This is a genomic window from Actinopolyspora sp. BKK2 (genome assembly GCF_011291845.1).
In the GTDB taxonomy this organism is placed as follows: Bacteria; Actinomycetota; Actinomycetes; order Mycobacteriales; family Pseudonocardiaceae; genus Actinopolyspora; species Actinopolyspora saharensis.
Window position 1 is genome coordinate 679337 of the sequence record NZ_JAANTE010000002.1, and the last position, 14760, is coordinate 694096.

Consider the following 14760-nt stretch of genomic DNA (forward strand, 5'->3'; position numbering starts at 1 on the left):
TAACGCCGGGATTTCACCCGACCTCGCCGAGGCAACCAGGCCATTGTATGCCCCGGTTGTTCGAGCTGCTCAAGCGGTGGGTGCGGCCACGCCGCGCGCGGTCTCCGGCGCGGGGCGGAACCCTCCGCGCGACCTCCTCGGGCAGGGGTGCGTGCGGTTTCGATGGCGACGCGCGGTGTTGTCAATACTTTCCGTGTCAGCCCTGCGGGTATTACTTTGACCCGCATGAGTGCCGAGACCACCGTGGACGGTTCGGAGAACACCGGTTGGGCCAGTCGGTTACGCCGCGTCGGCCCCGGGGTCATGGCCGCGGCCACCGGGGTCGGGGCGGGCGACCTGGTGGCCACCCTGGTGGCCGGTTCCCGATTCGGGTACACCCTCTTCTGGGCGGTCCTGCTCGGGACCGTGTTCAAACTGGGACTCGGCGAGGCCGTGGGGCGGTGGCACCTGGGCTCGCAGCGCACCATCCTGGCCGGTTGGCGCTCCCTGGGGAGCTGGGCGACCACCTTCTTCGGCGTGTACATCGTGATCTGGGGATTCGTCTACGGAGCCACGGCCATGTCCGCCACCGGGCTCCCGCTGAACGCCCTGTTCCCCTGGCTGTCCGTGCGCTACTGGGGGGTGATCTGCGGAGTGCTCGGCCTGGCCCTGGTCTGGTACGGGCGCTACCGCCTGCTCGAACGCCTGATGACCTTGCTCGTCGGGGTGATGTTCGTCGCCGTGGTGGGAACGGCGGTGCTGGTCGGCCCCGACCTGACCGCGCTCGGCGGCGCGGTGACCCCGCGACTGCCCGACGGCTCCCTGGCCTACGTGCTCGGCCTGATGGGAGGCGTAGGAGGCACCATCACCATGGCGGCCTACGGGTACTGGACCATGGCGAAGGGGTGGCACGCGCCGCGCTGGATCCCCTTCATGCGCACAGACAACGCCGTCGGCTACGTCACGACCGGCGTGTTCGTGGTGGCCATGCTGATCGTCGGTTCGGAACTGCTGCTCGGGCAGGGGATCACCGAGGGCGACCAGGGGCTGCTCGAACTGGGCGGACGGTTGGCAGCCGAGTACGGGCAGTGGGCGCGCCTGCCCTTCCTGATCGGGTTCCTGGCGGTGACGTTCACCTCGCTGCTCGGCGTGTGGAACGGGGTCAGCCTGCTGTTCGCGGACTGGTGGCGAACCTGGCGACTGCCGCGCGCGGAAAGCCTCGACTCGTTGCAGGATCACGAGCGGGTGGCGCTCCCGCGCAGCACCGCCTACCGCGGCTACGTGGTGTGGCTGACCATCCCGCCCATGGCGCTGCTCTTCCTCGACCAGCCGTTCCAGCTGACCATCGCCTACGGGGTGCTCGGCGCGCTGTTCATGCCCTTCCTGGCCGGAACCCTGCTGTTCCTGCTGAACTCGCGCCGGATGCCCGCCGCCCACCGCTCGCGCTGGGCGTCCAACACCGTGCTGACCCTGTGCCTGGTGTTGTTCGGGGTGTTGGCAGTGCACAAGTTGCTCGGCTACTTCGGGGGATGAGGGTCGGCACTGCCGATCGCGTAGGTGGTTGCGTGGCGGAACCTCAGTCGGCGCCCGGCTGCGGGATCCTCGACATCGGGTAGCGACCTACACAACGTCGAGGCTGTCCTCGCCGGGCACTCGACTGAGAACCCGCGGCGGTGCCGACTGCTCAGGCTCAGAGCACCTGCGTTGGGGTGCCAGGCTTCTCGAGGACTCGCTTGGCGTAGGGGGTTGCGTGGCGGTGCGGGTGGCGGAACCTCTCGCGGGCTCTCGCTGCGGGTGCCCCGACACCGGGTGGCTACCTGCGCCACGTCGTCGGCCGTCCTCGCCGGGCACTCGACTGAGAATCCGCGGCGGGTGCCGACTGCGCAGGCTCAGAGCGCTTGGACTGAACGGTGCCCTTCTTCCGGGAGTTCCTGGCGGTCGGATGAGTGGCCTCGCTGCTCGGAAGACGCCCGATCGTGCAGGTGACGAGGAGCCGCCGCGCTGGGGAGGCCTCCCGGCGCGAACCGCCGTGGAAGGTCCGGGCAAGCCGGGATCCGGGCGGCGGAACCCCGGGGAAGTCGGGACTCCGCCGCCCGGCACCGGAGGCGTTATGCCTGGCCGTTGAACAGCCCGGTCACCGAGCCGTCCTCGAACACCTGGTGCACCGCCTTGGCGATCAGCGGTGCGATCGAGAGCACGGTGAGCTTCTCGAAACGCTTCTCCTCGGGGATGGGCAGGGTGTTGGTCATCACGACCTGCTTCGCCCCGCTGTTGGAGAGCCGCTCCACGGCCGGGCCGGACAGCACGCCGTGGGTGGCCGCGATGATCACGTCCTTGGCCCCGGACTCCAGCAGCTGCTCGGTGGCCTTGACGATGGTTCCGCCGGTGTCGATCATGTCGTCGACCAGCACGCAGAGCCTGCCCTCGACGTCACCGACCACGCGGTTGGCGACCACCTCGTTGGGCTTGGTGGGGTCGCGCGTCTTGTGGATGAACGCGAGCGGAGTGCCCCCCAGGTTGTCGGCCCACTTCTCGGCGACGCGGACCCGGCCGGAGTCCGGCGAGACGACGGTGATCCGCTCCTCGGAGTAGGCGTCCCTGACGTAGTCGGACAGCACCGTCTGGGCGAGCAGGTGGTCGACCGGGCCGTCGAAGAAGCCCTGGATCTGGTCGGTGTGCAGATCCACGGTGAGGATGCGGTCGGCCCCCGCGGTCTTGAACAGATCGGCCATCAGGCGGGCCGAGATGGGCTCGCGACCCTTGTGCTTCTTGTCCTGCCTGGCGTAGGCGTAGAACGGCATGACCACGGTGATGCGCTTGGCGCTGCCGCGCTTGAGCGCGTCGACCATGACCAGCTGTTCCATCACCGCTTCGTTGATCGGGTCGCTGTGCGACTGGATGACGAAGGCATCGCAACCGCGCACCGACTCGTCGTAGCGGACGAAGATCTCGCCGTTGGCGAACTCGTACGCCGCCTGCGGAGTGACGGTAACGTCCAGGTGCTTGGCGACCTCCTCGGCCAGTTCCGGGTGGCTGCGTCCGGAGAAGAGCTTGAGGCTCTTCTTCGGCGTCGCAGACATGGCGCTCACGGTCATCGTCCCCTCCCGTTGACGCTGAAAAGCTCGGGTGTCACTCGTCGGTTTCGGTGGAGTTGTCACGGTCGGCCAGCGCACGCTGGGCGGCCTCGTCGGCGGCTGTGCCCGGGCGCCGTTTGGCTACCCAGCCCTCGATGTTGCGTTGTCTCCCCCGGGCGACCGCCATCGCGCCAGGAGGAACGTCTTCGGTGATGACCGATCCGGCCGCGGTGTAGGCACCGTCGTCGACCCGTACCGGGGCCACGAACATGTTGTCGGCACCGGTGCGGGAATGAGAACCGATCACCGTGTGATGTTTGGCCACGCCGTCGTAGTTGACGAAGACCGTGGCGGCCCCGATGTTGCTGTGCGTTCCGATCGTGGCGTCACCGACGTAGCTCAGGTGCGGGACCTTACTTCCCTCGCCGATCTCGGCGTTTTTCACCTCGACGAAGGTTCCCACTTTACCGTCGCTGCCCAATCGAGTACCGGAACGAAGATAGGCGAACGGTCCGACCGAGGCGGCGGGGCCCACCTCGGCGTTCTCCCCGTGGGAGCGCACCACGTGCGCCCCGGTGCCGACCGAGCAGTCGGTCAGCGTGGTGTCCGGGCCGATGTGAGCTCCCTCGGCGACGCTCGTGCCGCCGCGCAGCTGCACGTTCGGTTCGAGCACCACGTCCCGGTCGAGCACGACGTCGCTGTCCAGCCAGACGCTGGACGGGTCGGTGACCGTGACGCCCTCGCGCATCCAGTGCCGCACCAGTCGGCGGTTGTGCTCCGCGGACACGGAGGCCAGCTGCACGCGGTCGTTGACGCCTTCCACGAGCCAGTTGTCCGCGCAGACCAGCGCACCGACCCCGCGCCCCTCGCCGCGGGCGATTTCCACCACATCCGTGAGGTAGAGCTCGCCCTGGGAGTTGTCGGTGGACAACCGCCGCAACGCGGTGTCGAGGAAGCGGGCGTCGAAGGCGTAGACCCCCGAGTTGATCTCCCGGACGGCCGCCTGCTCCGAATCGGCGTCCTTCTGCTCCACGATGGCGGTGACGTCCCCCGCGCCGTCGCGCAGGACCCTGCCGTAGCCGTGCGGCTCGTCGACCACGGCGGTGAGCACCGTCACCGCGTCGTTCCGACGTCTGTGCTCGCGCAGCAGACTCGCCAGCGTGTCCGCGTCCAGCAGCGGGATGTCCCCGTAGGTGACCACCACGGTCCCAGCGCTGTCCCGCTGGTCCGTCGCGCACCGCACCGCGTGCCCGGTGCCGAGTTGTTCTTCTTGCACCACGGGGGTGATGCCCCGGTCGAGTTCGGATTCCAGCCGTTCCAGATGTTGGCCGACGGCCTGCCTGCCGTGCCCGATCACCACGCTCAGCTCGTCGGGGGCGATACCCGCGGCTGCGCGGACGGAGTGTTCCAGTAGTGATCTTCCCGCGATCCGGTGCAGCACCTTCGGGGTCGCGGATCTCATGCGAGTGCCCTCGCCCGCGGCCAGCACGAGCACACTCACCGGGTCGGAGGACATGCCGTCCGAAGGCGGCTGGGCAGTGACGCCCTCGAGCATCGATGCTCTCCCTCGGAGTCCAGCGGTTTCGACGTCGACTCACCGTGCCCACCCGCAGGCAGTGCCGGGCTCCGCGGAAACCGAGCCCTCACGACCACGGGAAGAACGGCGCCTGTGACGTCCAATCGGGTGAAGGGTAACCGCCCGGACGCGGTATCGGACCGCTGCCCCGGCCTCGTACGGGTGTGCGGGTGTGCCGGTGGTCCGGATGTTACCCCCGGTGGTCGCCGAACGCCCGGGTTTCGGCGGCGAGCTGTCGCCACCGGACTGCGCCGCCCGTGCGGTCTGCGCTGCGGAACCCGCCGAGCCCGATCTCGGGAGAGCTGCCGAGCTACCGGGACCGTCAGGTCGCCTCCGGGGGGATCCAGATCGGCTGCTCGGGGGAGAGCTCCTGAGCGGAGTCGACCGACACGGCCGCCACCTGGTTGCCGCCGCGACGCTTCGACCGGTACATGGCCATGTCAGCGCGCGCCAGCACCTCGTTGCCGTCCTCCTGGGGCTGCATGGCGACCACGCCGATGGACAGCGTCACCCCCCTGGAAAGGGAACCGGGCAGTCCGCCGACCGCGTGGACCGCGCGCTCCAGGGCGCTCTCGGCGGCCTCCAGCGCCACCCCGGGAAGCAGCACCACGAACTCGTCGCCGCCGTAGCGGGAGACCAGGTCGTCGGAGCGCAGTGTGTCGCTCAGCGTGCGCGCGACCACCCGCAGCACCTCGTCGCCCTCCGCGTGCGAGCGCTGGTCGTTGACCTCCTTGAAGCCGTCCAGATCGACCAGGGCCACCGAGAGCGGCTGGGAGGCGGGCTCGCGCAGCAGGCTCTCCAGCTTCGCGTCCAACGCCCTGCGGTTGGGCAGTCCGGTCAGCGGATCGTGCATGGCCTGGCGAGTTATCGCGTGGTGCTGCCGGTTCAACCGCTGGCGGTCGAGCCGGGCCATCAGGGTGGCGCTGCGCGAGGCGCGCATGGTCCACAGCTCCGACTCCAGCTCCTGGGCGTAGTCCCGGAGCGCGGCGCTGGCGCTCTCCGGGTCCAGCTCGGTCTGCTGGGCGTGTTCGCGCACCAGCGATATCCGCAGGCTCGGCTCGGAGACGTCCCCCGCGGTCTCCTCCTTGATCGCGGACAGCACCTCGTTCGCCGCGTCCCGGTGGCCCGCCGCCCGGTGGCAGCGGAACAGCGCTATCGCCACGATGATCCGCTCCCGCACCGGCAGTTCCTGCTCGGGGGGCGAAACCCGCTCCAGCCGCGCGATGTGCGCGGGGTCGGGCTCGGCGAGAGCGCACGCTGCGACGAGCACGGGCAGCTGCTCGGCGTCCTGCATCCCCGGTATGCGGGGGAACGACCCCTCCTGCGAGCTCCCGTCCATGGAGAGCGCGATCTGAGCGGCAGTGTCGAACCGCGCGTGCGCGTCGTCCTGCTTGCCGATCCGCTCGAGCCGCAGCCCCCAGCCGAGCAGCATCCGGCACCGGTTGATCAGGTGCGTGGCTATCTCGTAGGGGCCGCCGCTCTCCCTGATCCGGTGGTGCGCCCGGGCCATGACCTCGTCGGCGATGTCGTAGACCCCGAGCTGGGTGAGCACGCGCCCGATGTCGATCAGCGCGGTGGCCAGCAGGCGTTCCCAGGAGCGCCTGCCGAGCGTCGCGTCGGGCACCAGGTCGTCGTCGAGGATCACCAGGGCCTCGGCGGCCTGGTTGAGGGCGTTCTCCTCGTTGCCGTCCATGAGGGCGAGACGGCCGCGGAGGGCGTGCGCGTCGGCGCGCAGCACGTCGAGCCGGTGCCTGCGGGCGTGCGTGAGCAGCTCGTCGAGCAGCGGAACGGCCTGCTCGGCGAGTCCGGGGGTGCACAGGCGCAAGGTCACGCAACAGCACAGGAGCTGCCCGATCATCCTGGGATTGCCCCTGCGACGGGCTTCGGCCAGCAGTTCGTCCGCCTCGCGGAGGGTGGACTCCCGCCTCTGCGGGTCACTGTGCTGACCGACGACCTGAAGTTCGCGGGCGCGACCGACCACCCACGCGTCGGACATCTCGCCGAGCGAAGCAGCCGCCTCCTCCCGCGCGTCAACCACGTCGTCGCGCAGCGGCACACACCCCCTGACCAATCCGACCGACTCGGTCGGCGCGTGTTGTGAACCGGGGTGCCGGTCGCTCCGCCGCCAGGATTCGAACCTGGACTATCGGAACCAAAATCCGAGGTGCTGCCTTTACACTACGGCGGATCGCACGACACGACATCGCACTGTTCGCCTCATGTCGCCCGGTGCGGTATCGCTGCCGCAGCCTACCGGTCACGCGGCGTACCGGCGACGTCAGGTCACACGTTGCCGTGTCCGAACACATGATGTCATGTTCCGCTCCGGCAGCGGCAGCCGGATGGAGGTTCCCGTCCGCGCCCCGAATCGTCCTCCGCCGCGGGGCGATCGATTGGACTCCGGGCCCGGGTGGTGTGAGTCTTGAGGCAGCAGGGGATCCCACGGGGTGATCTCCGAGTGGCAAGGAACCTGGGAAAGCTACGCTCCCGTAGGTTACGCTGCCGTAGGCTGAACGGTGCATTCCGGTCGTACGGGCGGCGAGGTGTTCGTCGAGAGCCGGATGCGCACGCGGTAGTGGGCCGCTTCCGAAAAAGCCGGTACAACCTCCGTTCCTCCGATCCAGTTGAGGTAGCGAAATGACCGCACCGACCGAAAGCGCGGGCGCCGAACAGCGGCCCCGGCGCGCGGCGCCCAAACCCCTCACCGCGGGGCAACGTCCCCGCGTCGCTCAGGCCCTGGTCTACCTGTTCGTCATCGTTCCCCTCATCGCCCTGATCGCCGCCGTCCCCGCGGCCTGGGGATGGGGGCTCGGAGCAGTGGACATCTCCCTGGCGGTCTTCTTCTACGTGCTCAGCGGTCTCGGCGTCACCGTCGGATTCCACCGCCTCTTCACGCACAAGTCGTTCAAGACCAACCGCGGCGTGCAGGTGCTGCTGGCCATCTCCGGCATGAGCGCCGTGCAGGGGCCCGTGATCAACTGGGTGGCCGACCACCGCAGGCACCACGCCTACTCGGACCGGGAAGGCGACCCGCACTCGCCCTGGAGGTTCGGGGCCTCGGCCGCGGCCCTGGCCAAGGGCTTCTGGCACGCGCACATGGGATGGCTGTTCGAGCGGGACGTGACCAACGCCGACCGCTTCGCCCCCGACCTGCTCAAGGACCGGGTGCTCGCGCGGATCAACAAGCTCTTCCCGCTGTGGACGGTGGCCAGCTTCGTGCTCCCGGCGGTGCTGGGCGGTCTGATCACCTGGTCCTGGTGGGGGGCGCTCACCGCGTTCTTCTGGGCCGGGCTCGTCCGGGTCTCGGTGCTGCACCACATCACCTGGTCGGTCAACTCGATCTGCCACATGATCGGTGAGCGCCCGTTCAAGAGCAGGGACAAGGCCGCGAACTTCTGGCCGCTGGCCCTCATCTCGTTCGGGGAGTCCTGGCACAACTCGCACCACGCCGACCCCACCTGCGCCCGGCACGGCGTGATGAAGGGGCAGTTGGACATCTCGGCGCGGTTGATCTGGGTGCTGGAGAAGATCGGCTGGGCCTGGAAGGTGCGCTGGCCGAATGAGAAGAGGCTCGCGCGGATCTCGGCCACCGAACAGGCCCACTAGTGAAGTTGTCCGCCCGGGTGCCGTAGGTGGTTGCGTGGCGGAACCTCTCGCGGGCTCTCGCTCCGGCGAGGCCCGACATCGGGTAGCCACCTACACAACGTCGGGCCTTCCTCGCGAGAGCACCACGAGAGAACCCGCGGCGATGCCGACTGCGCAGGCTCGTAAGCGCTTGCCTTGGAGTGAACCTTTTGGTCGGGAGCTCCCGTACGGGGTTTCGGCGCTGGAGCTTCGACGAGCGCAGGGCTGATCCACCGGGCTGACCGGAGGCGGGACTGGGCCGAGTGAAGTCCCACGAAACGGGGGCGGGCACCGCGGTGTGCCCGCCCCGCGCTCGTCGAGGCGGGAATCGAGTGCGCAGGCGCCGCACCGAAGGCGGGTGGCACGTTTACGCACTGACCAGCCGGTACGTAGGGTGATCTCCCATGGCGGCACAGCGACGTGGACGGGACCGGGGGAGTGACTCCCCGAGCGGGGTCGGTTCCCGTGGTGCCGCTCGTGTTCGGATGACCGGCAAGGAACGTCGTCAGCAGCTTCTCGACGTGTCCAGGGCGTTGTTCGCCGAGAAGGGGTTCGACGGTGCCTCCGTCGAGGAGATCGCGCACCGCGCGGAGGTGTCCAAGCCGGTGGTCTACGAGCACTTCGGCGGCAAGGAGGGCATCTACGCGGTGGTGGTCGACCGCGAGATGCAGGCGCTGCTCGATCGCGTAGTGTCCGCGCTCTCGGCGGGACACCCCCGCGAGCTGCTGGAGCAGGCGGCGCGGGCGCTGCTGGACTACATCGACAACTCCACCGACGGATTCCGCATCCTGGTCCGCGACTCGCCCGTGGCCAGCGCCAGGGGGAGTTTCTCCGGGCTGTTGAACGACATAGCCAGCCAGGTGGAGCACATCTTCGGGCTGCAGTTCAGCGCCCGCGGTTACGACCCGGAGCTGGCTCCGCTGTACAGCCAGGCCCTGGTCGGCATGGTCGCGCTCACCGGCCAGTGGTGGCTGGAGGTGCACCGCCCGGACAAGGACGAGGTGGCCGCTCACCTGGTCAACCTGGCCTGGAACGGGCTCTCGCACCTGGAGCACGACCCGGTGCTGCGCACCAGGGGCTGAGCGCACCGCTCCGCCACCGCGGTCGATGTCGGCAGGCCGACGCAGGCCGGACGGTCAGCCGGTCTGCGAGCGGTGCTCGTAACTGGCCTTGCTCCACTGGCTCACCCACTCGGGCAGCTCCGGGCGTTCCGTTCCGCTGGGCAGCAGCTGCGCCACGCGGTCGGGCGAGATCTTCTCGCCGCGCTTGGAGAGGAAGCGGAGCTGGATCACGGCCGTGGTCGTCGGCTTCCCGCCGCTGTGAACTCGGTGCTCCAGGTACAGGTGCTGCTCGTCCCAGCCGAGCACCCTGGTGCGCACGGTGAACGCGCGGAAGGGCTTCAGCGGGCGGCGGAACGATCCCGTCTCGTTGGTGACCACCGCGTGCCAGCCGTGGGGCCGCAGCGCGCGGAGCAGTCCGGAGCGCAGCATCAGGTCGATCCTGCCCAGGTCGAAGATCGAGAAGTAGACCCCGTTGTTCATGTGACCGAGCAGGTCCAGGTCCGTGGGTGCCACCCTGAAGTTCGTGGTGCACGGTCCCAGCGGGTCCACACCACGTCTGAACCGGTTCTTGATTGCGAGCACGAGCAGGCGCAGCAGCATGTTCATGAGGTTCCCTCCTCGGTGGGGCCGAAAGGCGCCCGACACAAGTTACCGGCGAGTAAAAGCATGTCCGATCCACCCCGGGGGCAACGGTGAACGGCGACACAGCCGGGCAGCGGAGGTGTGGACCGGTTCGTCCCGGCCAGGTCCCGCGGGGGAGTCCCGGTGAGGAGGCGCGATGAGTGAACGGTCACCGTCCCTTCCCGAAGGGGCCGAGACCTGGAGCGAGGACGAGCGCGAACGTGCCCGCCGGGTGCTGGCGGGCCGCGCGACCGCGGTCAACGTGCGCAGGAACGGTCCGCACCGGCGGCTGGTGCCCTGGTTGCTCTCCCAGGACCTGCTGACCTACGTCGGACATCGCGGGGGCCGCCACGGATGGCCGGAGTCCGACTTCGCCAGCCCCTTCGTCAAGCAGGCCCGCACGGACCGGGTCGCAGCGCGGGACGCCTACGAGGAGTGGCTGAACGGAAGCCCCGAGCTGCTGCGCAGGATCGACGAGGGCGAGCTCGCTGGTCGGGCCCTGGGCTGCTGGTGCGCCCCGGAGCCGTGTCACGCCGAGGTGCTCGCGCGCAGGGCGGGACGCGGGGCGGGGTGACCCGCCGTCCTCCCGGCCGGGACCCGGAGGTGCCCGCGCGGGCGGGGCCGTTCGGCTCGGAGCGGGACTCCTGCTCAGCGTTCGGGGAGCGGGCGGGCCACCCCCACCGCACGGGTCGTCGAATCCGCGTGGGAGCGGAGTCGTACGCTGGTGGCGGTGCCCGTCAGTCCGGCCTTCGGCGCCCGGTGACGCACGACACGAGGTACGTCACTTTCGCGGCGCGGCCACTGGTTGCGGGACGTGTCCGCGTTCCCTTCGTCGCGGTGCGAGGTTGTTCATGACCCAGGCTGGTCCCCTGACGGGACTGCTGCAGACCCTGTCCCGTGATCCGGCGTTGGGGCGTATCGCTTCCGCGGCGGATTCCGACCGACTCACCCTGGAAGGTCCCGCGGCCGCCCGGCCGTTCGTGGCCACGGCCCTGGCGGCCGGCAGCCACTTCGGGGGTGCCGACCGCCCGGTGCTGCTGGTGACCGCCACGGACCGGGAGGGCGACGAGATCGCGGCCGCCGCCTCGGCCCTGATCGGCCCGGAGGGCGTGGAGGTGATGCCCTCCTGGGAGACCCTGCCCCACGAGCGGCTGTCCCCGCGCGCCGACACGGTCGGGCGACGTCTGGCCGTGATGCGCAGGCTCGCCCACCCGGAGGAGCACCCGCACGGCCCGCTCCGCCTCCTGATCACGACCGTGCGCAGCCTGATACAGCCGGTCGCCCCCGGACTGGGAGAGTTGACCCCGGTGCGGCTGGCAGTCGGGCAGGAGTACGACTTCGAGCAGCTCACCGAGCGGCTCGCCGGGCTGGCCTACAGCCGCGTCGACATGGTCGAGAAGCGCGGGGAGTTCGCGGTGCGCGGCGGGATCGTCGACGTGTTCCCGCCGACCGAGGAGCACCCGCTGCGGCTGGAGTTCTTCGGTGACGAGGTCACCGAGATCCGCCCGTTCTCGGTGGCCGACCAGCGTTCGCTCGGCGACGACCAGGAGGCCGAGCAGGCCGCTGAGCTGAACGCCCCGCCGTGCCGGGAGCTGCTGCTCACCCGGGACGTCCGCGAACGCGCGGCCGAGCTCGCCGAGGGGCACTCCGGGGACGCGCAGCTGGGCGAGATGCTCAACAACATCGCCTCCGGCATCCCGGTCGAGGGCATGGAGGCGCTGATCCCCGCCCTGTGCGCGGGCAAGATGCAGCTGCTGAGCGACCTCGTGCCCGAGGGCACCCACGTGCTGCTGTCCGATCCGGAGAAGATCAGGGCCAGGGCGGCCGACCTGGTGCGCACCGGGGAGGAGTTCCTCGAGGCGTCGTGGATGGTCGCCGCCGACGGCGGTCAGGCGCCGATCGACCTGGGGGCCTCGGCCTACCGGGACCTGGCCGAGGTGACCGAGTACACCCGCGAGCTGGGGATCCCCTGGTGGACGCTGACCCAGCTCAGCAGCGAGACGGGGGACGCGGAGGAGGCCGAGAGCGCCGCGGACGGGGTGCTGCGGCTCGACCTCAAGCAGGTCGAGCGGTATCGGGGCGAGGTCCAGCGCGCCTTCGACGACCTGCGTGCCCACACGGCCGGCGGTGGTGCGGCGCTGCTCGTGGTGCCCGGCACGGGCACGGCCCAGCGGGCGGTGCAGCAGTTGCGCGAGGCGGAACTGCCCGCCAAGCACGTGGAGGAGGGGCTGACCGCCGAGCCGGAGTCCGGCGTGGTGACGGTGGTGCGCGCGAACCTGGAGGACGGGTTCTCCGCCCCCGCGGTGGGGCTGGTCGTGCTGACCGAGACCGACCTGACCGGGGGCAGGGGCGGCACTTCCTCGGGCGACATGCGCAGGATGCCCTCGCGGCGGCGCAAGTCCGTCGATCCGCTGGCCCTGAAGGCCGGGGACTACGTGGTGCACGAGCAGCACGGGATCGGCAAGTACGTCGAGATGGTGCAGCGCAGCGTCGGTGGCGCCACCCGCGAGTACCTGGTGCTGGAGTACGCCTCGAGCAAGCGCGGTCAGTCCGGGGACAGGCTGTTCGTGCCGACCGACCAGCTGGACGAGATCTCCCGCTACGTCGGGGGTGAGACGCCGACGCTGAACAAGCTCGGCGGTTCGGACTGGAAGAACACCAAGGCCAAGGCGCGCAAGGCGGTCAAGGAGATCGCCTCCGAGCTCGTGCAGCTCTACGCCGCCAGGCAGTCGGCCCCGGGGCACGCCTTCGGGCCGGACTCGCCGTGGCAGCGCGAGCTGGAGGACGCCTTCCCGTACACCGAGACCGGTGACCAGCTCGCCGCCATCGAGGAAGTCAAGGCCGACATGCAGAACACGGTTCCGATGGACCGGGTGATCTGCGGCGACGTCGGCTACGGCAAGACCGAGATCGCGGTGCGCGCCGCGTTCAAGGCGGTGCAGGACGGAAAGCAGGTGGCGGTGCTGGTCCCGACCACGTTGCTGGCGCAGCAGCACCTGAACACCTTCGTCGAGCGGATGCACTCCTTCCCGGTCAACATCAGGGGGCTGTCCCGGTTCACCGATCCCCACGAGTCCGAGCAGACGGTCAACGGGCTGGCCTCCGGCGAGGTGGACATCGTCATCGGTACGCACCGGCTGCTGCAGACCGGGGTGCGCTACAAGGACCTGGGCATGGTCATCGTCGACGAGGAGCAGCGCTTCGGTGTGGAGCACAAGGAGCACATCAAGCAGCTGCGCACCCACGTGGACGTGCTGACGATGTCGGCCACGCCGATCCCGCGGACCCTGGAGATGAGCATGGCCGGCATCCGCGAGATGTCGACCATCCTCACTCCGCCGGAGGAACGCCATCCGGTGCTGACCTACGTGGGCGGTTACGACGAGAAGCAGGTCGCGGCGGCGGTGCGGCGTGAGCTGCTGCGGGACGGCCAGGTCTTCTTCGTGCACAACAGGGTCCACGACATCGAGAAGACGGCGCGGCACCTGCGCGAGCTGGTTCCGGAGGCGCGGATCGTCACCGCGCACGGCCAGATGAACGAGGACAGGCTGGAGAAGATCATCCAGGGCTTCTGGGAGCGCGAGTACGACGTGCTCGTGTGCACCACGATCGTGGAGACCGGACTGGACATCTCCAACGCGAACACGCTGATCGTGGATCGCTCGGACGCGCTGGGGCTGGCCCAGCTGCACCAGCTGCGCGGCAGGGTCGGACGGGCCCGCGAGCGGGGGTACGCCTACTTCCTGTACCCGCAGGAGAAGCCGCTGACCGACACGGCCCACGACCGGCTGGCCACCATCGCCCAGAACTCCGAGCTGGGGGCGGGCATGGCCGTGGCGATGAAGGACCTGGAGATCCGGGGCGCAGGCAACATCCTCGGGGCCGAGCAGTCCGGGCACATAGCCGGTGTGGGCTTCGACCTGTACATGCGGCTGGTCGGCGAGGCGGTGCAGGCCTACCGCGAGGAGGGCGGTCCCGGCGCCGAGGAGGACGAGGAGCTCACCGACGTGCGGGTGGACCTGCCGGTCGACGCGCACATCCCCCACGACTACGTTCCGGGGGAGCGGTTGCGGCTGGAGGCCTACCGCAAGATCGCGGCCTCCTCGGGGGAGGCCGATCTGGAGGCGGTGCGCGTCGAGCTGGCCGATCGCTACGGTCCGCTGCCGGACCCGGTGGAGCGGCTGCTGAAGGTGACGGCCTTCCGGCAGGTGTGCAGGCAGCACGGCGTCACCGAGGTGACCCTGCAAGGCTCCTCGATCCGGTTCGCCCCGCTGGAGCTGACCGAGTCCGCCCAGATGCGGATGAAGCGGCTGTACCCGAAGGCGGTGTACAAGGCCGCGGTGCGGACGGTGTCGGTTCCGCGGCCCACGGAGGGTGCGGCCGGTGGGCGCATCGGGGCTCCGCAGCTGCGGGACGAGGCCCTGCTCGACTGGTGCGGCCAGCTGGTCGAGTCGCTGGCCCCCGCTCCCGAGCCGGTCTCGCAGAGCTCCTGACGCCGTCGACGAAGGCGACCGGTGGTTGCGCCCGCCCGGGCGCAACCACTCCGTCCGCGTGGGGCGTTTCCCGCGGGGCTACCGGTCGGGATGGCGCAGTGCCGTCCGAGCGGCGTCGTGGAGTGCGGCCCGATCGGGTTTTCCGTGCTCGGAGCTCGGTGCGGCCTCGGAGACGATCACCGTGTTGCCTTCCCGGGTCGAGGAATAGTAGGGCTTTGTTAACTCGTTGGTGGTGGGTGTGATGATGGAGGTGTGACACCGGAGGAGATGCAGGTTGTGGCTCCGCGGATCGAGGAGTTCGCGGGGCAGATGCTGGCGGGGTTGCCGCGGCG

9 protein-coding genes and 1 tRNA gene are annotated in these 14760 nt (G+C 69.8%); 5 read left to right on the plus strand and 5 right to left on the minus strand.

What is annotated here, in order from left to right; translation table 11 throughout:
- Positions 1–225 precede the first annotated feature (225 nt).
- Positions 226–1512: an Nramp family divalent metal transporter gene (locus G9Q41_RS06960; protein ID WP_165631751.1), complete on the plus strand. Its 1287-nt coding sequence runs from the start codon at positions 226–228 to the stop codon at positions 1510–1512.
- Between the two features lie 575 nt (positions 1513–2087).
- On the opposite strand, the gene G9Q41_RS06965 is transcribed toward G9Q41_RS06960, so the two are convergent.
- The 4 genes from G9Q41_RS06965 to G9Q41_RS06980 form a co-directional block, all read right to left on the minus strand.
- Complete coding sequence (locus G9Q41_RS06965) at positions 2088–3059, minus strand: ribose-phosphate diphosphokinase (RefSeq protein WP_242687145.1); 972 nt, start codon at positions 3057–3059, stop codon at positions 2088–2090.
- Between the two features lie 49 nt (positions 3060–3108).
- The gene (gene glmU / locus G9Q41_RS06970) at positions 3109–4608 is read right to left on the minus strand and encodes a bifunctional UDP-N-acetylglucosamine diphosphorylase/glucosamine-1-phosphate N-acetyltransferase GlmU (protein WP_165631750.1); all 1500 of its coding nucleotides are present in this window, start codon (positions 4606–4608) and stop codon (positions 3109–3111) included.
- A 343-nt stretch (positions 4609–4951) separates the two neighbouring features.
- A complete protein-coding gene (locus tag G9Q41_RS06975) occupies positions 4952–6685 on the minus strand; it encodes a GGDEF domain-containing protein (protein WP_165631749.1) in 1734 nt (577 codons plus the stop codon).
- 61 nt (positions 6686–6746) lie between these two features.
- A tRNA-Gln gene (locus tag G9Q41_RS06980) sits at positions 6747–6817 on the minus strand.
- 449 nt (positions 6818–7266) lie between these two features.
- Between G9Q41_RS06980 and G9Q41_RS06985 the strand changes: the two genes are divergently transcribed.
- Complete coding sequence (locus G9Q41_RS06985) at positions 7267–8235, plus strand: acyl-CoA desaturase (protein ID WP_165631748.1); 969 nt, start codon at positions 7267–7269, stop codon at positions 8233–8235.
- 503 nt (positions 8236–8738) lie between these two features.
- On the plus strand, positions 8739–9335 hold the full coding sequence (locus G9Q41_RS06990) for a TetR/AcrR family transcriptional regulator (RefSeq protein ID WP_092526446.1): 597 nt from the start codon (positions 8739–8741) through the stop codon (positions 9333–9335).
- Between the two features lie 54 nt (positions 9336–9389).
- Here G9Q41_RS06990 and G9Q41_RS06995 read toward each other — a convergent pair whose 3' ends face one another.
- On the minus strand, positions 9390–9920 hold the full coding sequence (locus G9Q41_RS06995; RefSeq protein WP_092526449.1) for a thioesterase family protein: 531 nt from the start codon (positions 9918–9920) through the stop codon (positions 9390–9392).
- A 172-nt stretch (positions 9921–10092) separates the two neighbouring features.
- On the opposite strand from G9Q41_RS06995, the gene G9Q41_RS07000 reads away from it, so the two are divergent.
- Complete coding sequence (locus G9Q41_RS07000; RefSeq protein ID WP_165631747.1) at positions 10093–10509, plus strand: DUF4326 domain-containing protein; 417 nt, start codon at positions 10093–10095, stop codon at positions 10507–10509.
- Positions 10510–10786: 277 nt separating this feature from the next.
- Entirely contained in the window at positions 10787–14428 is a 3642-nt protein-coding gene (gene mfd, locus G9Q41_RS07005) for a transcription-repair coupling factor (protein WP_165631746.1), read from the plus strand.
- Positions 14429–14760: the final 332 nt, after the last annotated feature.